The organism is Paraburkholderia sp. J8-2 (assembly GCF_905220195.1).
Lineage (GTDB): Bacteria > Pseudomonadota > Gammaproteobacteria > Burkholderiales > Burkholderiaceae > Paraburkholderia.
Genome location: NZ_CAJMZA010000002.1, coordinates 272,180 through 291,913 on the forward strand (window position 1 = coordinate 272,180; position 19,734 = coordinate 291,913).

The window sequence follows — 19,734 nt, forward strand, 5'->3', positions numbered from 1 at the left end:
AAAGCCAACGAGGGGGAGCAAGCAACTGTTCTGACTGGTCTGACCAGCACTGTTATGGCGGATAGTAGGAAGCCGATATACCGGAGTCAAGGTCGGGAGACGGGGTGTTTACCCTTGTGCGGTCTGACCAGTTTGCGGGCCGGATCTGGGCGGCTTGAGCGGCGGCGCAAAGGGCGTTGATGCGGTGCGTCATGCAGCAAAGCCGCGCAGGACTACAATACCGGTCAGACCACGCGAACGCAGCCCGCGCCAACCGATGAAGAACGTTCCGCACACCGTTACCGACGCCGCCATCGCCACGATTCGCGAACGGATCGAAGGCGGCTTGTATCCGGTCGGCAGCCTGCTGCCCGCGCAGCGGCAGCTTTCCGAGGAACTGGCGATCAGCCGCGCGTCGCTGCGCGAGGCGCTCTCGACGCTCGAGGCACTCGGCATGCTGTCGATCCGCGCGGGCAAGGGCGTGTACGTGACGAGCGCGCAGGCCACGAACGCTCACCCGTGGCGCTTCGCCGACCAGTCGTCGCTGCCCGACACCTACCAGATGCGCTACGCGCTCGAAGGCTTCGCCGCGCGCATGGCGGCGCTCGCCATCGGCGACGCCGACGTTGCGTGGCTCGAGGCGAACACCGAAGCGCTGCACAGCGCCCTTGCCTGCGACGAACTCGACGAAGCCGCGCAACTCGACTTCGAGTTCCACATGCGCATCGTGAATCTCGCGGGCAATGCGGCGATCGAATCGATCCTGCGCAGCAGCGCCGACATCATGAAAGAAAGCCAGCGCATGCCGTTCTACCGGCGCGAGCGCGTGCTTTCCACGCATCGCGAGCACGGCCTGATCGTGGTGGCGCTCAAGGCGCGCGACTCAGTCGCAGCCGGCGAGGCAATCGAGGCGCACATCGCCAATGCGGCACAGCGTGCGGGCGTGTACTTCCCCACGCCGCCCGCGTTCGCCGCCGCATCACAAAGCACCATCGAAAAATAAGGACGAAAAAAAACCGCCCGGAAACACTTCCGGGCGGTTTTTCATGCAGCTACGAGCGTGCTTACTTCGCGTTCGCGAGCGCCACAGCCGTGTCCAGCATGCGGTTCGAGAAGCCCCACTCGTTGTCGTACCAGCTCGACACCTTCACGAGACGGCCCGAGACCTTCGTGAGCGTGGCGTCGAACGTCGACGATGCCGGGTTGTGGTTGAAGTCGATCGAAACCAGCGGTGCGGTGTTGTAGCCCAGGATGCCCTTGAGCGCGCCTTCCGAGGCTTCCTTCATGATCGCGTTGACTTCTTCGACCGTCGTGTCGCGCTTGGCGATGAACGACAGGTCGACGATCGACACGTTGATGGTCGGGACGCGGATCGCGTAACCGTCCAGCTTGCCATTCAGTTCCGGCAGCACGAGGCCGACAGCCGATGCCGCGCCCGTCTTCGCCGGGATCTGGCTGTGCGTGGCCGAGCGCGCGCGGCGCAGGTCTTCGTGATACACGTCCGTCAGAACCTGGTCGTTCGTGTAAGCGTGGATCGTGGTCATCAGACCCGTTTCCAGACCGATCTTGTCGTTCAGCGGCTTGACGAGCGGTGCCAGGCAGTTGGTCGTGCACGATGCATTCGAGATGACCGTGTCCGTCGCCTTCAGCACGTTGTGGTTCACGCCGTAGACGATCGTCGCGTCGACGTCCTTGCCGCCCGGCGCCGAGATGATGACCTTCTTCGCGCCGCCCTTCAGGTGGGCGCTGGCCTTTTCCTTGGTCGTGAAGAAGCCCGTGCATTCGAACACGATGTCAACGCCCAGCTCGCCCCACGGCAGTTCTGCCGGGTTGCGGTTGGCCAGCACGCGGATACGGTCGCCGTTGACGACGAGGTAGTCGCCGTCGACGCTGACTTCGCCCGGGAACTTGCCGTGAGCCGTGTCGTATTGCGTCAGATGCGCGTTGGTCTTCGCGTCACCCAGGTCGTTGATCGCAACGATCTGGATGTCGTGCTTCTTGCCGTTCTCGTAGAACGCGCGAAGCGTGTTACGGCCGATGCGGCCGTAGCCGTTGATAGCGACGCGAATGGTCATGGTTTATCTCCTAAGGGCTGAAAAATTCTGAAACCAGTGCTGCGCTGGCGACAACGCCGGGCTGGGGCGGCCAGACGGGGCGCTCAAGGCAGCGGGCCCGCCAGATCTTGCCGATCAGGCGGGCCCGTAACGCATGCTTAGTTGTCGAGCGCGGCCTTGGCCGTTGCTACGACATGATCGACCGTGAAGCCGAAGTGCTTGAACAGCACGCCAGCCGGGGCCGATTCGCCGAACGTGTCGATGCCGACCACGCCGCCTTCGAGGCCCACGTACTTGCGCCAGAAGTCGGTCACACCGGCTTCGATCGCGACGCGGCGCACGCCCTTGGGCAGTACGCGCTCCTTGTACTCGGCGTCCTGCTTGTCGAACACGTTGGTCGACGGCATGGACACCACGCGGGCGCCGATGCCTTCGCGCTGCAGCGCTTCAACAGCCTTCATCGCCAGTTCGACTTCAGAGCCCGTGGCGATCAGGATGATCTTGCGGCTCGGGATGTCGTCGTTCCAGTCCTTGAGCACGTAGCCGCCCTTGGCGATGTTCGCGATCTGGGCGTCCGTGCGCTCGTTGAACTGCAGGTTCTGGCGGCTGAAAATGAGGCTCGACGGGCCGTGATGCGCGATCGACTCGGTCCAGGCCACCGCGGTTTCCACCGTATCGGCCGGACGCCAGAGCGTCATGTTGGGGATCAGGCGCAGGCTTGCGACCTGTTCGATCGACTGGTGGGTCGGACCATCTTCGCCAAGACCGATCGAGTCGTGCGTGAACACGAAGATCGACGGGCACTTCATCAGCGCGGCCACGCGCAGCGCATTACGGCTGTAGTCGGAGAACGTGAGGAACGTGCCGCCGAATGCCTTGTAGCCGCCGTGCAGGTTAATGCCGTTGAGCGCGGCGCTCATGCCGAACTCGCGCACGCCGTAGTTGATGTGGTTGCCCCACTGGATGCCGGTCTCGCCGGCCTTCGCGGCGCGCACGGGCTTCGAGGCCTTCCAGTTGGTGAGGTTCGAGCCGGTCAGGTCGGCCGAGCCGCCCAGCAATTCCGGCAGTGCGGCGGCGAGGCCTTCGATGGCTTGCTGCGAAGCCTTGCGCGTAGCAACCGTTTCCTTGCGCGAATCGGCGCCAGCGACGATCGCGGCGGCCTTCTGCGCCCAGTCGGCGGGCAGCTTGTGGGCCATGCGGCGCTCGAACTCGGCGGCTTCGGTCGGGTACTTCGACTGGTACGCGGCGAACTGGTCGTTCCACGCGGCTTCGAACTTCGCGCCTGCGGCCTTCGCGTCCCAGTCTGCGTAGACTTCTTGCGGCAGCGTGAACGGCTCCCACTTCCAGCCTGCGGCCTCGCGCCACTTGGCGATTTCTTCGCCGCCGAGCGCTGCGCCGTGCACGTCGTGACCGCCCTGCTTGGTCGGCGCGCCCTTGCCGATGATGGTCTTGCAGCAGATCAGCGTGGGCTTGTCCGAGGCCTTGGCCTTCTGGATAGCCGCGTCGACCGCGTCCACGTCATGGCCGTCCACGTGCGGGATCACGTTCCAGCCGTAGGCTTCGAAACGCTCCGGCGTGTTGTCGTGGAACCAGTTGACCACGTCGCCGTCGATCGAGATGCCGTTGTCGTCGTACAGCGCGATCAGCTTGTTCAGCTTGAGCGTGCCGGCGAGCGAGCAGGCTTCGTGCGAGATGCCTTCCATCAGGCAGCCGTCGCCGAGGAACACGTACGTGTGGTGATCGACGATCTTCGCGTCGGCCTTGTTGAACTCCGCTGCGAGCAGCGCTTCAGCGAGCGCCATGCCAACCGCGTTCGCCAGACCCTGGCCGAGCGGGCCCGTGGTCGTCTCGACGCCCGGCGTAATGCCGAACTCGGGATGGCCCGGCGTCTTCGAGTGCAGCTGACGGAAGTTCTTGAGCTCCGCCATCGGCAGGTCGTAGCCGGTCAGGTGCAGCAGCGAGTACAGCAGCATCGAGCCATGGCCGTTCGACAGCACGAAGCGGTCGCGATCGCTCCACAGCGGGTTCGTCGGGTTATGGCGCAGATGGCGCGACCACAGCGCAACGGCAATCTCGGCCATGCCCATGGGCATGCCGGGGTGACCGGAGTTCGCTTGCTGAACGGCGTCCATGGACAGCGCACGAATGGCGTTGGCCATCAACTGGGTGGTAGCGGGGGAGGCGGAGGACGAGGTCGTCATGTCGAGTCCGGAAGTGTGCAAAAAGCGGCGTGGGCGGCGCTGGTCGCGAACAGCGCAAACAGCGGGCGCACACAGCAGCGCGAGGGTCCGGAAGCTCGGCAAATCGCCCGCTCGGGCGCACATGCGGCGCCTGGAGACGCGAAACGGCCGGAGCAAACGGAGAGGGCTGCAAAGCGGAATATTCTAGCAGATCGTGGGGATTATCCCTGGCCGTAGGGCGCGGGGAATGCGGCATGCGGCCGGTGCCGGCCTGCCTCGGGAAGGGGCGAATCCAGGAACCCTATAATGCCGCTGTTGGCCCCATTTTTTCGCGCGCTCGTTTGCACGACGCCCAAGACCTTCGTGAGCGAAACACTCCTCTTCCATCCCGCCGCCGACGCGCTCTATGGGTTTCCGGGCGCACGCCGCCTCGCGGCCGCCGATACGCCGTGGCAGCGCATCGAAGTCTGGCATACGCCGCAACTGGGCTGTCTCTTCACGCTGGACGGGCGCCCGATGACCTCGGCCGGCGACGAATTCATCTATCACGAGTGCATGACACACCCGGCCGCGCTCACCCACCCCGCGCCGCGTGCCGCGCTCGTGCTGGGCGGCGGCGACGGCGGCGCGGCGCGGCAACTGCTGCGCCATCCGGGCATCGCGCGCATCGTCGTGGCGGAACTCGACCCGGACGTGGTGCGCCTGACAGGCGACTATCTGCCCGAGGTACGCGGCGACGCCTTTGAAGATCCGCGCGTGGAACTTGTGATTGGTGATGCGGCGGCCTTCGTCGCCTCGACGCAGGAACGCTTCGATCTTGTCGTGTTCGATTTGACCCCGCCGGATTCGCCCGCGGCCGGGCTGTACACGCCAGAGTTCTACGCCGCGCTCAAGCGCGTGATGAGCGCCGACGCACTCGTCTCGCTGCATCTCGGCTCGCCGTTCCATCACCCGGAACGCGTGGCGGCGCTGCTTGCCGGACTGCGCCGGGCCTTCGCCGTCGTGCGGCCGCTTGCCGCCTATGTGCCTTTATACGGCTCGCTTTGGCTCATGGCCATCGCGAGCGACACGCTCGACCCCGGCAGCGCCGGTCTGGCCAGGCTGGAAGCGCGCATGGCCGAGCGTCAACTCGAAGGTTTGCGATATTACGACGTCAAGTTGCACGCTACGCTCTTAGAAGTTCCACTCACAGCGAGAGATAAACTAGGCGAATTCCTACAGCTTTAGCGACCCTGCCCGTGGAAAATGGCAGGTTCCCAACGCTTTCATCGCGCGCCCACGCTCAAAGCGACGGCCGGCGCCTCATCCTAACCGCGAATCTGGAGAGACTCGATGACCCCACCCCGCCCTGCCGGCGTGCCGTGGCTGACCCCGTATCTGACGGTGCGCGACGCGCGCGCGTCGATGGACTTCTATCGGGCGGCGCTTGGCTTTGCGGTACGCGATAGCGTGGAGGACGACGGCGCGATCATGCACGTGGAGATGACGTACCACGATCAGTTGATCGTCATGTTCGCGCCGGAGGGTGCATTCGGTTCGACGGCGCGCACGCCCAAAAGCGCACAGACCGTCGCGCCGCAATCTTTTTATCTGTATGTCGACGATGTCGACGCGGTTTATGCGCGGGCGCTCGAAGCCGGCGCAAAATCGCTGAGCGAGCCACAGGACCAATTCTGGGGGGACCGCTTCGCGCAGGTCGAAGACCTCGACGGTTACCGCTGGGCGCTTGCTCGCCACTTGTCCTGAATCAATGAGAAATAGTCTTATGCCCCGCTTTTTCGTCGGCAGCGCCCTGCAATCCGACGAGGTTGTCACCCTTCCCGACGAAGTCACGCGCCATGTTCAGGTGTTGCGCCTGCAGCCCGGCGACACGATCGTGCTGTTCAACGGCCTTGGCGGCGAGTACAGCGCCGAGATCCTCGGCATGGAGCGCCGCGACACGCAGGTGCGCATTGGCCCTTATCGCGACTTCGAAGCGGAGCCGCCTTACCGGCTCACGCTCGCCCAAGGCATTGCCGGCAGCGACAAAATGGACTGGCTGATCGAAAAGGCCGTCGAACTGGGCGCGACGAACTTCGTGCCGCTCACCACCTCGCGCAGCGTCGTGCGGCTTTCGGGCGAGCGAGCCGTGCGCCGCCAGGCGCACTGGCAACGCATCGTGCAAGCCTCGTGCGAACAGTGCGGGCGCAACCGCATGCCCGACGTCGCGCCCACGCGCGAAATCGCCACTTGGCTTGGCTCGCTGCCGAAGCGCCCCGGCGAAGGTGAACTGCGCGTGCTCCTCTCGCCGCGCGCCAACGTCTCGTTCTCGACCTTGCCGATCGACCCGCCCTCGGGCGAGGTGACGGTGCTGGTCGGGCCTGAAGGCGGATTCTCGTCGCCGGAAGAAGCCGCGGCGCTCGACCACGGTTTTATCGCCGTGGGACTCGGGCCGCGCGTTTTGCGCACCGAAACGGCGGGCATCGCCGTGCTATCGGCGCTCGCCGCCCGCTGGGGTGGCTGGTAAGCCTCAGCACCCGGGAAAACCACTGGTAAAAATGACAAAGCCCGCCGAAAGGCGGGCTTGTGGTTTTCTGTCGCATGCACGCGACGAAACGCGAGCCGAAGGTCAGGCGAACGAATAAAAAACGCGGAACGGCACCTTGCGCTCGGCCCAGTATTCGGAAGCCTCGCGAAATACGTCGAGCAGCGTCTCACGCCCGTCCTTGTCGAACTTCTGGGCAATCGGCAGTCCTTCCAGCACGATCACGAAACCCGGCTGCTCGCCGGCCTTCTGCACGAGATCGGTCAGACAGTCGTACAAGCCGTCGTAGTTCTTGCCGAAATGCTTCGGAAACAGAAACGATGTGGCAATGGTTTCGAGCACTTCCTGCTTGGTTTGCGCGTTCGCGCAGAACGCATAGAGGAAATGCTGCTGCAGCCGCTGGGCTTCGTCCGAGAGATCCTGAATGCGAAACGCCCGGATCGACTGGACAATATTCGGCTGCACGGTCGAAAACAGGCTCATGGCCCCCTCGTTCGATGAAAGCCCCGCCTCATCCTGGCGCGCCTCGCTGTCTTGCTTCAACTGCATGACGCGCTGGAACAGGTTGCCCTCCCCGGACGCGAACAGATCGCTCGCGACCCGGGGGTCGTGCGCGTAAACGTTATCGCTCATGCCGCTCATCCCGGTGTCAATCAATAATTCGCCTGAAACTGGCGTAGTGGTCGTCGGAGTAGTAACAGTTGTCGGCCTGCTTGCGCGGACCGCCGCAAACAATGCGCCTGGCGCCGCGGTTGTGCGCGCTCGGCGTTGGGACCGTGTATTCGTGATAGTAGCCCCGCCGATGCGGTGGCAATATCCGTTCAAAATTCCCGAATACGACGCCGTCCTTCTCGTAAGGGAACGGGCCGCCCGCCGCAATCAGGCTCAACGTGGCCACCGCCTCACGCGGAAGTTCGTTGACCGAAATGCTGCCGACTGAATTACCCGCGTCTTCCGGCTGATTCGTGCGCGCCTGAGCACCACCCGCTGCCAGCGCTACGGTTGCGACTAGCGCCACCGCTGCGGCGCGCCACAAGCTAGACAAACCGCCGCCGAAACAATGAGTTAGACGAGGGGCCATTGCCTGGTTCCCGCTTCCCTGGTTACGCGTTCGACGACCATGAAAGGTGTAAGGGTATCGCTAATGATGCCTGGAAGCAACGTTCGTCAAGCGAGGACGACCAGAGCTTGACCGCGCACAAGGGCCAATCCGGTAAATTTTACAATCTCATTTTGCGCGATTTTGGCCGATCGCGCAGGATCTCGCGAGCAAAAAAAATCGGCGCACTCGCGAGAGCGCGCCGAATTTGGGGACAGCGTTACCGGCGTTGCCGGCAACCTGCGCGAGCGAGCTTAACGCGTCGCGTTCACATCTGCGACGAGCAGCGCCGTCATGTTGACAATGCGCCGCACCGTGGCGGAAGCCGTCAGCACGTGCACCGGCTTGGCGGCGCCGAGCAGGATCGGCCCGATGGCGATGTTGTTGCCCGCCGCCGTCTTGAGCAGGTTGTAGGAAATGTTCGCCGCGTCGATGTTCGGCATGATGAGCAGATTCGCTTCGCCTTCGAGCGTCGACTCCGGCAGGATTTCCTTGCGCAGGTTCGCGTCGATCGCCACGTCGCCGTGCATTTCGCCGTCCACATGCAGGTCCGGCGCGCGCTCCTGGAGGATGGCGAGCAGGTCGCGCATCTTCTGCGCGCTAGGCGCGTTGCTCGAACCGAAGTTCGAGTGCGAGCACAGCGCGATCTTCGGCTCGATGCCGAAGCGGCGCACTTCCTCGGCCGCCATGATGGTGATTTCCGCGAGTTGCTCCGGCGTCGGGTCGACGTTCACATGCGTGTCGACGATAAAAATCTGGCGGTTCGGCAGCACCAGCGCGTTCATCGCCGCATAGACGTTGCAGCCGGCCTTCTTGCCGATCACCTGGTCGATGAAGTGCAGATGGCGGTGCGTCGTGCTGACCGTGCCGCAGATCATGCCGTCGGCCAAGCCCTTTTCCACGAGCATCGAGCCGATCAGCGTCGTGCGGCGGCGCATTTCGAGCTTCGCCATTTGCTGCGTGATGCCCTTGCGCGCCATGAGCTTCGCGTAGCTCTGCCAGAACTCGCGGTAGCGCTCGTCGTGGTCGGTGTTCACGACCGTGTAGTCCTGCCCGGCCACGAGACGCAGGCCGTAGCGCGCGATACGCTGCTCGATCACCGAGGGGCGGCCGATCAGGATGGGCTTGGCCAGCTTTTCGTCGACCACGATCTGCACCGCGCGCAGGATGCGCTCTTCTTCGCCCTCGGCGAACACGATGCGCTTCTTCTCCGGCTCCACGGCGCGCGCGAGCTGGAAGATCGGCTTCATGGTCGTGCCGCTGTGGTAGACGAACTGCTGGAGGTGCTGCTCGTAGGCGTCCATGTCCTCGATCGGACGGGTCGCGACGCCCGAGTCCATGGCCGCCTTGGCCACGGCCGGCGCGATTTTCACGATCAGACGCGGGTCGAAGGGCTTCGGAATGAGGTACTCGGGCCCGAACTGCAGATCCTGAATGCCATAAGCCGTGGCCACCACGTCGCTCTGTTCCTGGCGCGCCAGTTCCGCAATCGCATTCACGGCGGCAATTTCCATCTCGCGCGTGATGGTCGTCGCACCCGCGTCGAGCGCACCGCGGAAGATGAACGGGAAGCACAGAACGTTGTTCACCTGGTTCGGGTAGTCCGTGCGGCCCGTGGCGAGCACGGCGTCCGGGCGCACTTCGAGCGCGAGCTCCGGCAGGATTTCCGGCGTGGGATTGGCGAGCGCGAGAATGAGCGGCTTCGCGGCCATCTGCTTGACCATGTCCTGCTTGAGCACGCCGCCCGCGGAAAGGCCAAGGAAGATATCGGCGCCTTCGATCACTTCGGCGAGCGTGCGTGCGTTGGTCTCGCGCGCGAAACGCTCCTTGTCCGGGTCCATCAGCTCGGTGCGGCCCTTGTAGACCACGCCCGCGAGGTCGGTCACGATGATGTTTTCGAGCGGCAGGCCAAGATCGACGAGCAGGTCCAGACACGCCAGCGCCGCTGCGCCCGCGCCCGAGGCGACGAGCTTGACTTCCTTGATGTCCTTGCCCACGACCTTCAGGCCGTTCGTGAAGGCCGCCGCCACCACGATGGCCGTGCCGTGCTGGTCGTCGTGGAAGACCGGAATCTTCATGCGCTTGCGCGCCTCACGCTCGACAATGAAGCACTCCGGCGCCTTGATGTCTTCGAGGTTGATGCCGCCGAACGTGGGTTCGAGCGCCGCGATCACGTCGACGAGCTTGTGCGGGTCCGTCTCGTTCAGCTCGATGTCGAACACGTCGATGCCCGCGAACTTCTTGAAGAGCACCGCCTTGCCTTCCATCACGGGCTTCGAGGCGAGCGGTCCGATGTTGCCGAGACCGAGCACGGCCGTGCCGTTCGACACGACGCCCACGAGGTTGCTGCGCGCCGTGAAGCGCGCGGCGTTGAGCGGATTCTCGACGATCGCCTCGCATGCGAACGCAACGCCCGGCGAGTACGCGAGCGAGAGGTCGCGCTGATTGATCATCTGCTTGGTCGGCGCAATCGCGATCTTCCCCGGCGTGGGAAACTCGTGATAGTCGAGTGCGGCTTCGCGGAGTTTGTTCGTGGCGGGATTCGACATGGGAGGCAGGACGTTAGTGCAGATTAGAATAACAACTCGAACGCTAATTCGAAGGCATTGTAGCGCCAATCTCCGACAGCATTCCTTACAGTTCGGGCGCAGGTGCCGCGACCGCAATGAGGGGAACACCGCGCCCGCGCGCCCTTCGCAGCGTCGGACACATCACTTGTCATAGACCTTTCGACATGCTTTCCGAGTTCTCCCTGATCGACCGTTATTTCGCGCGACGCGCCCGAACGAACACGCAACGCGCCGCGCTCGGCATCGGCGACGACTGCGCGCTCATATCGCCCGCTCCCGGCGAAATGCTGGCCGTCTCGACGGATATGCTGGTGGAAGGCCGGCATTTTTTCCCCGATATCGATCCGCACGCGTTGGGCCACAAGGCGCTCGCCGTCAATCTGTCAGACCTTGCCGCGATGGGCGCGCAGCCTTTGGGCTTCACGCTGGCGTTCGCGCTCCCCAAGCCGGGCGAAGACTGGCTGGCCGCATTCAGCACGGGCCTTTTCGAGCTGGCTGACCGCTTCGACTGCGAGCTGATTGGCGGCGACACCACGGCGGGCTCGCTCAATCTTTGCCTGACGGTGTTCGGCTCGGTGCGTCAGGATGTCGCACTTCGGCGCGACGCCGCGCAGGCGGGCGACGACATCTGGGTTTCCGGCACGCCCGGCGACGCACGCGCGGGCCTCGGCATGCTGCGTGGCGAATGGCAGGTGGACGAGCCGGACGCCGCCTACTTTCGACGCGCGCTAGAGTATCCCGAGCCGCGTGTCGCGCTCGGCCTGGCGCTGCGCGGCGTCGCGCGCGCCGCGCTCGACGTGTCGGACGGACTTGCCGGCGACCTGCGCCACATTCTGGAACGGTCGAACCTCGCCGCGACGATCGACGTCGACGCCCTGCCGCTCTCGCCCGCCCTCGCGCGCCTGCCGCGCGAGGTCCAACTGCAGTGCGCGCTCGCGGGCGGCGACGACTACGAACTGTGCTTCACGGCGGCGCCGGCGCAACGCGCAGCGGTCGAGGCGGCCGCGCAACAGGCGGGCGTGCGCGTCACGTGCATCGGTACAATGAGTGCCCTCGCGTCGCCTCAGGCCACCCCCGCAATCGCCTGGCGCGACGCCGCGTGCAAACCGCTCAACCTGAAGTTGCAAGGTTTCGACCATTTCCATGCAGACTGACCCCACGCCCTCTCCCGCCGACGAACTCGCGACGGCCGGGCGGCCGGAGCCCCAGCCTGGCGGTCCGCGCCGCGCCGACGCGCCGTTCATGCTCACGCATCCGTTTCACATCATCTCGCTCGGCTTTGGCTCAGGGCTCTCGCGCCTCGCGCCCGGCACGGCGGGCACACTGTTCGCGTGGGCGGCGTTCGAGGTGCTCAACCGCTACCTCACCGTCACGGAGTGGGGACTGCTGATCATCGTGGGCTTCTTCGCGGGCATCGGCATTACCGGGTTCACGGCGAACAAGATGCGCGTGGAAGACCCTTCTGCCATCGTCTGGGACGAGATCGTCGCGTTCTGGCTCGTGCTGCTCATGATCACGCCTGTCGATTTCATGGGCCGGCTCTGGGCCTTCGTGGTCTTCCGTTTCTTCGACATGGTGAAGCCGCCGCCCATCCGCTATTTCGACCGGCGCTTCAAGGGCGGTCTCGGCATCATGCTCGACGACATCGTCGCCGCTTTCTTTACGCTGCTCGTCATCGCGCTCTGGCGCATGTCGGTCTAACCCCACCTGAGCGCCACCTCAACGGATTGCTGCAATGCCTACCGATTCCGTCGTCCACCAACTTGCCATCCGCGTCGGCAACAAGCTGCGCGACGGGCGGCTCATGCTCGCGACCGCCGAGTCCTGCACTGGCGGTATGGTCGCCACCGCCATCACCGATATTTCAGGCAGCAGCGGCTGGTTCGAGCGCGGCTTCGTCACTTACTCGAACCAGGCTAAGACCGAAATGATCGGCGTGCCGCCCGAACTCATCGAAAAGCACGGCGCGGTCAGTGAGCCGGTGGCGCGTGCGATGGCCGAAGGCGCGCTCAGCAACAGCCGGGCACAAGTTTCGCTCGCCATTACCGGAGTCGCCGGTCCGGGCGGCGGCACGCCGGAAAAGCCAGTCGGCATGGTGTCGTTCGGCTGGAGCAACCGGCTGCATACGAGCGTCGAAACGCTGGTCTTCAAGGGCGACCGCGAGCAAATCCGCGTGCAGGCCGCCACACACGCGCTGCGCGGGCTGCTCGCGCTCATCGACGAACAGGAACGCTAATACCGGCCGGCGCCGCGCAGGATCGCTGGACGGCACCACTACGGAGGCGCACGCCATGGCTACCGCGAATGCCGCAGTCGAAGAACTGATCCGCCGCTTCGGGCTCGAGCCGCACCCCGAAGGCGGCTACTACAGCGAAACCTACCGCGCCGACAAGTTCGTGCGCCGCGACGGCGCGCCTGCAGAAGAGGGAACGCGCGCGGCTTCCACGGCCATCTACTTCCTGCTCGCGGACGGCGCCTATTCGGCCTGGCACCGCATCCGCTCCGACGAGCTCTGGCACTTCTACGCGGGCTCGCCCCTCGAGATTCATTCGATCGACGAGCGTGGCGTGCTCTCCACGCGCAAGCTCGGCCATGCGTTAGACCATCCGGGCACGGTATTCCAGGCCGTGGTGCCGGCCGGGCACTGGTTCGCGGCGCGCTGCTGCGATCCGTCCACTTATGCGCTGGTGGGCTGCACCGTTGCGCCGGGGTTCGAGTTCAGCGAGTTCGAAATCGCCGATGTCGACGCGCTCGTGGAGAAGTATCCGCTGCACCGTTCGATCATCGAGCTGTTCGGCAAACCCGCGTCGGTCGCGAAAAAGGATTGAGCGGCGCTGCCCATCTCGAAAATCGAGGATAAAAAAACGGCGTGCCCGAAAGCACGCCGCAATCGCCCTACCACTCCAGGCGGTCTCGATGAGATCGCCCTCGGGCTCGCGTTCCCTACGCGCGAGCCCTTGTTCCCCACTTACTGCATGGAGATCTGTACACGCCGGTTAGGCGCAAGACATGCCACCACGGCCGCTGTCGCCTTCTTGCCCGGGCAGGAATTCACCGGGTCGGCTGCGCCGCGGCCATTCACTTCGAAGCGCTCCGCCATCACGCCTCGGGCCTGGAGCGCGCTCATCACCGCTTGCGCCCGTTGCAGCGACAACTTCTCGTTATGCGCCGCCGAACCGAACCGGTCGGTGTAGCCATCGATCCTCAGCAAGCGAAGCTTCACGTGCGAATCGCGAACGCGCTGCGCGAGCTCGTCGACCATCTGCTTGCCTTCCGGCTTCAGCACGGCGCTGTCGAAGTCGAACAGCGCGTCAGCCGATAGCGAAACCGGCTTCGCCAGCTCGGGCGGCGGAGGAGGAGGCGCTGGCGGCACGCACTTGTCGAGCTCGCCGTTCACCTGCTGCGCGAGCTTCTGCGCGCGCTCGATCGAGTCCCAACCGTGCACCCAGCGCGTGCCGTGCGTTTCGTCCTGCTCTTTCCAGGCTTCGTCGGTCAGGGCAGACAAACGCCCCGCATCCTCGCCGCGGCATGGCGACTGCGACGCGCGCTCGTTCGTGCGCTCGATTTCCTGCAGCGCATTCACCCATTTCTCGCGCGTTTCGACCGGCGGCCAGTTCTTCTGGCCGTAGATCTGCTGGAACGGCACACTGCCGTCGATAAAGTGACGGCCGTTGTTCAGCGCACCCGCCGCGGCGTCGTTGTACACCTTCGAAACGAGCACGTGGCTGTCCTGGCGCTGCGCAATTTCGAGCCATCCTTCGGCCAACCCGCGCTGATACGGGTCGGTGATTTTCTGCGCGGCGGGCATCAGCGCCTCGGCATCGCTGCCCACGCTGGCGAACGCTTGCGCGCTCATCAGCGCGGCCAGCAGTGCGCCGCATATCAAAGTTTTCTTCATGGAATTCTCCGTGCCCGCCACGGTTTCCCGTGGCGGGCCTGGGTCACGGTCGATCAGAACCCGAACGTCGCGCCAACCGAGGCGCCGACGCTACCGCCGCCCGTCGACTTCGACACGTGCGCGTTCAGGAGCAGGCGATCGGACACGTACCAGTTCGCACCGAGTGCCAGCGCGGTTTCGCCACCGTACGTACCCGCCGCCGCCGCCATCTGGAAGTTGCCTTCCGCCCGTGCGTTCGGGATCAGCGACGAAGCCGCCATCGCTGCTGCGCCCAGCGAGTTCATCTGCTTGCGCACGACGCTGATCTGCTGGTTCGTGTAGGCGTTGGACTGCTGCGTGGCCTGCTGAACCGCGTTGCCCGTTGCGTTGTTGACCGCGTCGTTCAACTGGTTCACGTTGACCGCATCCGTGCCCGCCGTGCCAGCCGCGACGTTGGTGATCTGGCGTTCGTTGCCCGCCGAACCCACCGACACCGTGTTGTCACGATCGGCCACCGAACCGGCGCCCAGTGCGACCGCGTTGTTCGCACTGGCAGTCGAGCCCGCGCCAAGCGCCGTGGACTGGTTGCCGCTCGCCAACGCGTTCGCGCCAGCCGCCGTAGCATGCGTACCGCTAGCGGTCGCTGCTTCGGTATTGCGGTCCCCTTGCGCCGTGAACATCGGGTCGGACGCGTTCGCTGCCGCGTTGTTCACCACGCTCATCAACTGTGCGTAGTTCACCGCGTCATCGTCCGACGTACCGGCCGCCACGTTGTGGATCTGAACAGCGGTGGTCGAACCCGCGCCGCCCAGTGTGATCGAGTCGTGCGCCGACGAGTCGTACGTCACCGCGTTCGCGACCTGGCCTGCAATGCTCGTGACGCTCTGCTGCACCGCGTACAGTTGCGAACCGTTCACCGCATCCACGCTCGAGGCGTTCACTGCACCGTTCGATACACCCGTCAGCACACGTGTACCCGCCGTGCCCGTGAAGTCCACGGTCGTACCACCGGTCACATCACCCGAGAGCGTCGAGATGTTGCCCTGGATGGTCGTCACGTCACCGGCGAGGTTCGTGACGTTGCCCGCGAGGTTCGACACGTTCGTGTTGGTCGCGTACCCACAGCCGCGCTCGTGGTCGCTCCGTTGCCCAGTGCAACGGAGTTCGCAACCGAAGCGTTCGCAGCATTGCCAATCGCGATCGCGTTGGCCGCCGAGGCCGCCGCCTGCGGACCGATTGCCGTGCTGTTCGTGCCCGTTGCGTTAATACCCATTGCAATGGAATTGCCGCCCGAGGCAACCGTGTGGTAGGTATTGCTGCCGGCACCTATTGAGATATCGCCGCTAGAAGTCGCACTGCTTCCAGTACCGATGGAAAGTGCAGCACTAGTGCCGTTACCGCCAATGTTGCCGCCATCGAGGGCAGACGCGGCCGCGCTCAGCGACACAGCGGCAAGCCCGACAGCCGCAGAGCATCTCAACACCAACGCAGACGACGCCTTCTTCTTGCGGCCGGTGGCCAATTCCGAAGCGGCGACCCACGTCCCTGTCGCTTCATTCCAAACTGAACGATATGTCCTGTTCATTTAGCAATCCCAATTAATCTATAAAGATATTCAAAAAAGATTTGTGTGTCCGTTCCCAGCTGAAGCCTCGTTCAGACCGGCTCGAATTGCTTCGCTTCGCGACGAATCCCGGCGAAGCGCGAATCATTGATTTGTTTATGCAGTTCAGTCTGACGTGCCGCTCGACTCCATGTACGTAGTTTCTGCTCCGACAGCATCGGAACCAATCGGAGGAATTCGATTACGCGAAATGCAGCGCCACATGCAGCGGGCGGATAAAGACGAATCACGGACGGCGCTGCCAGACGGCGAATGCCACGTCGCCGTCGCAACTGAACATTCCCGTCTATCGGGTGCTCCCCAATGGGCGGCGAGCAGGCGTGCGATCCATGTCGGATGTGCGCACACTCTTCCCGCTATGAAGCATGCGATGTTACGGAGGAGAAGAGGCGAGACGTATCAGAGAACTCTTAATTTCTCTGCATCGCACCGGGGAATAGAGCTAATGCAAAACGAAATATTAAGAATGTTTTAAATGCACGATGTCGCAATGCGCGGCGCTGCGCCGGTCAATGCTGTCCGTGAAGCAAGTCCAAGGTGAACGACTGCCGGAAAACCGTTCGCCGCACCAACCGCGACGTGCAGTGGAGAACGAACCATCGCAACGGCGCGGCCGGCCGGCGCAAGCACCGCAAGGGGGAAGTTGACTGGTGAAGCTAGTGGAAGGACACGTCGAGAGACGTGCCTGACAGAGATAGATGCGAGCGCCGCCGCGACGAGTGGCGCACGAATGCAAGAATTGGCCGAGCTGGCAAGGACTCGCCTTGCCGTCTGGTTTAGTAGCGGGACGACTGCGAAGCGATAGCTCGCCACGTACCATCGTGCCGGACGAATACGTCGGTGAAGGTGTAGTTCTGCGGCTCATCGGTCGCAACGTGGCGGTACTGATTGACCCCCGTCACCACGGCCGTATCGCCATTGAATCGCACCTCGACGTCGGCCAGAGTTTGCGACGAACCAGGTGCGGGCGGCGGGGCGACCAACACATCCGACTTCGAACGGCGTTGACCATTGGCAGTCGTTTCGACGTACGAATTGTCGAGCAGACGGTCCAATACCGCCTTGTCGCCCTTCGCGGTGGCGCGCACCCAGGTTTGCTCCACCTGCTGAATCGCCGCTTCATCTGTCACCGGCTCCCTGGATTGGGCACCCGCACTGGCAAGCACGAGCCCCGCTGCAGCAGCCAGGAGTAGGCGTTTCATCATCTTGGATTCCTCTCTCTACATGACCATTCGGATCGCGAGCCTAACAAACGCAAGCGAGCGCAACCAGTTACGCAGCCCGAACTGTGTTCGAATCGGCTAACAAGATTGATCTTAGTTAAGCGGTTCGTCCGATCACATAGGAGGAATTCGAAAGGCAAATCGGTTCTCGATCTGCCTTTCGATTCAGCGAAACGCGTTGATGCGGTCCCGCGTGTCCCTGGCAGCCGTTGCAGCTGCCTGCGCGTAGTCTTCGCCCTTGCTCGCATAAATGATCGCGCGCGACGAGTTGATGAGCATGCCCGTGCCGTTTGCAGTGCGGCCCGCCTTCACGGTCGACTCGACATCGCCGCCTTGCGCGCCGATGCCCGGAATCAGCAGCGGCATGTCGCCTACGATCGCACGCACGGTCTCGATCTCCTTCGGGAACGTCGCGCCCACCACGAGGCCAAGCTCGCCGCTGGCGTTCCACTTTTGCGCCGCGAGCGAGGCCACGACCTGATAAAGCGGCTTGCCGTCAACCGTCAGGAACTGCAGATCGGAACCGCCAGGGTTCGACGTGCGGCACAGCACGATCACGCCCTTGCCCTTATGCGCGAGCCACGGCTCGATCGAGTCGAAGCCCATATACGGATTGACCGTCACCGCGTCCGCTTTGAAGCGTTCGAACGCTTCGCGCGCGTACTGCTCGGCGGTGCTGCCGATGTCGCCGCGCTTGGCGTCGAGAATGACGGGCAGGCCCGGATGCTTTTCGTGGATGTGCGCAATCAGCGCTTCGAGCTGATCTTCGGCGCGGTGCGCGGCGAAGTACGCGATCTGCGGCTTGAACGAGCTCGCATAAGGCGCCGTGGCGTCGACGATATCGCGGCAGAACTCGAAAATCGCGTCGCTGCGGCCGGCCAGCGCGGCCGGGAATTTCGTCGGCTCGGGGTCGAGGCCCACGCACAGCAGAGAGCCAGTGCGCTGCCAGGCGGCGCCGAGGGTCTGGGTGAAGGAGGTCATGATAGAAAGCTCGCAGCGAGCCGAATAAGGAAAACGGCGCGTATTTTACCCGGCTGAGGATCTCCGGCCGCGCCACGCCACCTCCGGCGCGGCCGCGAGACGAATCATCGGACGAAATGGGCGCGTAGCGCCGCCATGCGTCAGGCTCGCGAGCGTGCGCCCTTGCCGCCGCGCGTCCCCGCCCGGCCGCGCGCTCCGGCGCGATGCGGGCTCGCCGCCGCGCGCATGTCCATGCGCTCGACAGTGAACGAAAAACGCCGCACGAGCCGCTCCCCATGCGCGAGCACGGTCATGCCGTTCGCGTCGCCACCGCCGCGCAGATTCATCGCATTGATCGGATGATCGACGGGCTCGAAGCAGAAGAAGTCCGCGCCGGGCGGCGTATAGAGCACGTAATAGTCGGTGTTGGCGCAGATCGAAAGCGAGAGCCGGCGGCGCTCCCACACCACGGCGGCACGTCCGCTCCAGCCGCTGAACGCATGGTTCACGAGCTGCGCCGGCAGCGGATAGGCAATACCGAATTGCCAGGCAGGCGGCGCGGGCACGTGGCGCACCGGCAGCCAGTCCTGGCCCGAGAGCCACAGGCCGCTTGCGGGTGCGGAGAGTTCGGTGCTGGCGTCACGCGCGAGGAAAGGATGCACGCCGAGGCCGAACGGCAGCGCGTCGCGGCCCGTGTTCTCCACTTCAAGGGCGATCGTGAGCGTGGCGCCGTCGAGCGCGTAGGTGAGCGCCGAGCGGTACGAATAAGGTTCGCCGTCGCTGCGGTCGAGCACGAGCCGCACATTTTCTCGATCAGCGCTTTCGACGCTCCACGGTGCGAGCCAGCCGTCACCGTGAATCGGCAGCGGTTCGCTCGCGCGATTGCGCGGCACTTCGATATCGCGTCCGCCAAAGTGAAAGCGCCCCTCGCCAATGCGATTCGAATACGGCAGCAACGGATAGCATGCAAGCTCGTTCGGGTCCATGCGCGCGCTCACGCGCTCGCAGCGGCGAAACACGGGTTCGAGCGCACCTTCGCTGCGCCAGTCGAAGCGTGTGATTCCGCCGCCCAGTTGGGGCGCGACGTCGAGCCTCAGATACGCGTTCGCGAGCGTCACGCAGGCCACGTCGCTCGAGCCGGCCGCGCCGATGGCCACCGCCGAAGTGCTTGGCCCCGGCATGACAGGATGGGTGGCGGCTTCGAGCCGCGCGCGGCGCGCGGCGGCGGCAGGCGAGACAACGGGCGCGGAAGACGGTGCGCTTGCGGCAGCGCCTGCGTGAGTGGTGGAACGGGGGGATCGACGCACAGCGGAATTCGCGACGCTCATAAGATGCTCCTCGAGAGGCATGTTTGATTGCCGCCGCAAAAGGCGGCTCACTGGTGGCCTTCCGGCGCCGTGCGCTTGCTCGTCTGCTCGCATTTGCACAGGCCTGCGGCCGCTTCTTGTGTTCGCCCTTCTAGTGGTACTGGCAAAGCCAACTGCACACTATCGATCGACTGCATCTGTTGCTGAACTGCAACGGCTATCCGTCTATTTGGGCTGCTCGCTACGCGCGGCGGTTCGCGCACTCACCCGCGGTCAGTGCGCACCTATCGTCAGACATAAGCGCGCGCATGCATTGCGGGTGACACGCGATACAACG

General features: G+C 64.3%; 19 protein-coding genes. 8 read left to right on the forward strand and 11 right to left on the reverse strand.

From position 1 onward, the window contains the following. Positions 1 to 256 precede the first annotated feature (256 nt). Positions 257 to 982: a FadR/GntR family transcriptional regulator gene (locus tag U5A52_RS06485; protein WP_321917773.1), complete on the forward strand. Its 726-nt coding sequence runs from the start codon at positions 257 to 259 to the stop codon at positions 980 to 982. Positions 983 to 1,043: 61 nt separating this feature from the next. On the opposite strand, the gene gap is transcribed toward U5A52_RS06485, so the two are convergent. Continuing rightward, complete coding sequence (gene gap / locus U5A52_RS06490; protein ID WP_027820982.1) at positions 1,044 to 2,054, reverse strand: type I glyceraldehyde-3-phosphate dehydrogenase; 1,011 nt, start codon at positions 2,052 to 2,054, stop codon at positions 1,044 to 1,046. 137 nt (positions 2,055 to 2,191) lie between these two features. After that, positions 2,192 to 4,234, reverse strand: coding sequence for a transketolase (gene tkt, locus U5A52_RS06495; RefSeq protein ID WP_321917771.1), 2,043 nt, complete (start codon positions 4,232 to 4,234; stop codon positions 2,192 to 2,194). A gap of 285 nt (positions 4,235 to 4,519) precedes the next feature. Between tkt and speE the strand changes: the two genes are divergently transcribed. From speE to U5A52_RS06510, 3 genes are all read left to right on the forward strand, one after another. After that, positions 4,520 to 5,440, forward strand: coding sequence for a polyamine aminopropyltransferase (speE, locus tag U5A52_RS06500; RefSeq protein WP_321934294.1), 921 nt, complete (start codon positions 4,520 to 4,522; stop codon positions 5,438 to 5,440). A gap of 105 nt (positions 5,441 to 5,545) precedes the next feature. Continuing rightward, positions 5,546 to 5,959, forward strand: coding sequence for a VOC family protein (locus tag U5A52_RS06505; protein WP_321917767.1), 414 nt, complete (start codon positions 5,546 to 5,548; stop codon positions 5,957 to 5,959). Between the two features lie 19 nt (positions 5,960 to 5,978). Then, a complete protein-coding gene (locus U5A52_RS06510; RefSeq protein WP_321917765.1) occupies positions 5,979 to 6,719 on the forward strand; it encodes a 16S rRNA (uracil(1498)-N(3))-methyltransferase in 741 nt (246 codons plus the stop codon). 102 nt (positions 6,720 to 6,821) lie between these two features. Here the strand turns inward: U5A52_RS06510 and U5A52_RS06515 are convergent, their stop codons facing one another. From U5A52_RS06515 to U5A52_RS06525, 3 genes are all read right to left on the reverse strand, one after another. Next, the gene (locus U5A52_RS06515) at positions 6,822 to 7,379 is read right to left on the reverse strand and encodes a barstar family protein (RefSeq protein ID WP_158759016.1); all 558 of its coding nucleotides are present in this window, start codon (positions 7,377 to 7,379) and stop codon (positions 6,822 to 6,824) included. Positions 7,380 to 7,386: 7 nt separating this feature from the next. Beyond that, on the reverse strand, positions 7,387 to 7,782 hold the full coding sequence (locus U5A52_RS06520; RefSeq protein WP_415773589.1) for a ribonuclease: 396 nt from the start codon (positions 7,780 to 7,782) through the stop codon (positions 7,387 to 7,389). A gap of 308 nt (positions 7,783 to 8,090) precedes the next feature. Further along, positions 8,091 to 10,385 carry an NADP-dependent malic enzyme gene (locus U5A52_RS06525; RefSeq protein WP_321917762.1) on the reverse strand — a complete coding sequence of 765 codons (2,295 nt, stop codon included), beginning with the start codon at positions 10,383 to 10,385 and terminating at the stop codon, positions 8,091 to 8,093. A gap of 185 nt (positions 10,386 to 10,570) precedes the next feature. Between U5A52_RS06525 and thiL the strand changes: the two genes are divergently transcribed. The 4 genes from thiL to U5A52_RS06545 are packed head-to-tail and all read left to right on the forward strand — an operon-like array spanning position 10,571 to position 13,234. Then, positions 10,571 to 11,560, forward strand: coding sequence for a thiamine-phosphate kinase (gene thiL, locus U5A52_RS06530; protein WP_321934295.1), 990 nt, complete (start codon positions 10,571 to 10,573; stop codon positions 11,558 to 11,560). Continuing rightward, on the forward strand, positions 11,550 to 12,107 hold the full coding sequence (locus U5A52_RS06535; RefSeq protein WP_321917759.1) for a phosphatidylglycerophosphatase A: 558 nt from the start codon (positions 11,550 to 11,552) through the stop codon (positions 12,105 to 12,107). Before thiL ends, U5A52_RS06535 begins: the two co-directional genes overlap by 11 nt. A 34-nt stretch (positions 12,108 to 12,141) precedes the next feature. Further along, positions 12,142 to 12,642, forward strand: a complete 501-nt coding sequence (locus U5A52_RS06540; RefSeq protein WP_321917757.1) for a CinA family protein — start codon at positions 12,142 to 12,144, stop codon at positions 12,640 to 12,642. Between the two features lie 55 nt (positions 12,643 to 12,697). Continuing rightward, a complete protein-coding gene (locus U5A52_RS06545) occupies positions 12,698 to 13,234 on the forward strand; it encodes a cupin domain-containing protein (RefSeq protein ID WP_321917756.1) in 537 nt (178 codons plus the stop codon). Positions 13,235 to 13,374: 140 nt separating this feature from the next. Here U5A52_RS06545 and U5A52_RS06550 read toward each other — a convergent pair whose 3' ends face one another. The 6 genes from U5A52_RS06550 to U5A52_RS06575 all read right to left on the reverse strand — a co-directional run bounded on the left by U5A52_RS06550 (position 13,375) and on the right by U5A52_RS06575 (position 19,418). Beyond that, complete coding sequence (locus U5A52_RS06550) at positions 13,375 to 14,304, reverse strand: OmpA family protein (RefSeq protein WP_321934296.1); 930 nt, start codon at positions 14,302 to 14,304, stop codon at positions 13,375 to 13,377. A gap of 53 nt (positions 14,305 to 14,357) precedes the next feature. Then, entirely contained in the window at positions 14,358 to 15,383 is a 1,026-nt protein-coding gene (locus U5A52_RS06555; RefSeq protein ID WP_321934297.1) for a YadA family autotransporter adhesin, read from the reverse strand. Then, positions 15,338 to 15,868, reverse strand: a complete 531-nt coding sequence (locus U5A52_RS43275) for an ESPR domain-containing protein (RefSeq protein ID WP_415773592.1) — start codon at positions 15,866 to 15,868, stop codon at positions 15,338 to 15,340. The genes U5A52_RS06555 and U5A52_RS43275 overlap by 46 nt, the downstream gene beginning before the upstream one ends. Positions 15,869 to 16,683: 815 nt before the next feature. Continuing rightward, complete coding sequence (locus U5A52_RS06565) at positions 16,684 to 17,112, reverse strand: nuclear transport factor 2 family protein (RefSeq protein ID WP_321934299.1); 429 nt, start codon at positions 17,110 to 17,112, stop codon at positions 16,684 to 16,686. 183 nt (positions 17,113 to 17,295) lie between these two features. Continuing rightward, on the reverse strand, positions 17,296 to 18,111 hold the full coding sequence (gene pyrF / locus U5A52_RS06570; protein ID WP_321934300.1) for an orotidine-5'-phosphate decarboxylase: 816 nt from the start codon (positions 18,109 to 18,111) through the stop codon (positions 17,296 to 17,298). Between the two features lie 140 nt (positions 18,112 to 18,251). Beyond that, positions 18,252 to 19,418, reverse strand: coding sequence for an aldose 1-epimerase (locus U5A52_RS06575; protein WP_321907776.1), 1,167 nt, complete (start codon positions 19,416 to 19,418; stop codon positions 18,252 to 18,254). Positions 19,419 to 19,734 lie beyond the last annotated feature (316 nt).

Coding starts and splice junctions, on each gene's coding strand:
- U5A52_RS06485 (WP_321917773.1), top strand. CDS start 257: ATGAAGAACGTTCCGCACACCGTTACCGACGCCGCCATCGCCACGATT.
- gap (WP_027820982.1), bottom strand. CDS start 2,054: ATGACCATTCGCGTCGCTATCAACGGCTACGGCCGCATCGGCCGTAAC.
- tkt (WP_321917771.1), bottom strand. CDS start 4,234: ATGACGACCTCGTCCTCCGCCTCCCCCGCTACCACCCAGTTGATGGCC.
- speE (WP_321934294.1), top strand. CDS start 4,520: ATGCCGCTGTTGGCCCCATTTTTTCGCGCGCTCGTTTGCACGACGCCC.
- U5A52_RS06505 (WP_321917767.1), top strand. CDS start 5,546: ATGACCCCACCCCGCCCTGCCGGCGTGCCGTGGCTGACCCCGTATCTG.
- U5A52_RS06510 (WP_321917765.1), top strand. CDS start 5,979: ATGCCCCGCTTTTTCGTCGGCAGCGCCCTGCAATCCGACGAGGTTGTC.
- U5A52_RS06515 (WP_158759016.1), bottom strand. CDS start 7,379: ATGAGCGGCATGAGCGATAACGTTTACGCGCACGACCCCCGGGTCGCG.
- U5A52_RS06525 (WP_321917762.1), bottom strand. CDS start 10,385: ATGTCGAATCCCGCCACGAACAAACTCCGCGAAGCCGCACTCGACTAT.
- thiL (WP_321934295.1), top strand. CDS start 10,571: ATGCTTTCCGAGTTCTCCCTGATCGACCGTTATTTCGCGCGACGCGCC.
- U5A52_RS06535 (WP_321917759.1), top strand. CDS start 11,550: ATGCAGACTGACCCCACGCCCTCTCCCGCCGACGAACTCGCGACGGCC.
- U5A52_RS06540 (WP_321917757.1), top strand. CDS start 12,142: ATGCCTACCGATTCCGTCGTCCACCAACTTGCCATCCGCGTCGGCAAC.
- U5A52_RS06545 (WP_321917756.1), top strand. CDS start 12,698: ATGGCTACCGCGAATGCCGCAGTCGAAGAACTGATCCGCCGCTTCGGG.
- U5A52_RS06550 (WP_321934296.1), bottom strand. CDS start 14,304: ATGAAGAAAACTTTGATATGCGGCGCACTGCTGGCCGCGCTGATGAGC.
- U5A52_RS43275 (WP_415773592.1), bottom strand. CDS start 15,868: ATGAACAGGACATATCGTTCAGTTTGGAATGAAGCGACAGGGACGTGG.
- U5A52_RS06565 (WP_321934299.1), bottom strand. CDS start 17,112: ATGATGAAACGCCTACTCCTGGCTGCTGCAGCGGGGCTCGTGCTTGCC.
- pyrF (WP_321934300.1), bottom strand. CDS start 18,111: ATGACCTCCTTCACCCAGACCCTCGGCGCCGCCTGGCAGCGCACTGGC.
- U5A52_RS06575 (WP_321907776.1), bottom strand. CDS start 19,418: ATGAGCGTCGCGAATTCCGCTGTGCGTCGATCCCCCCGTTCCACCACT.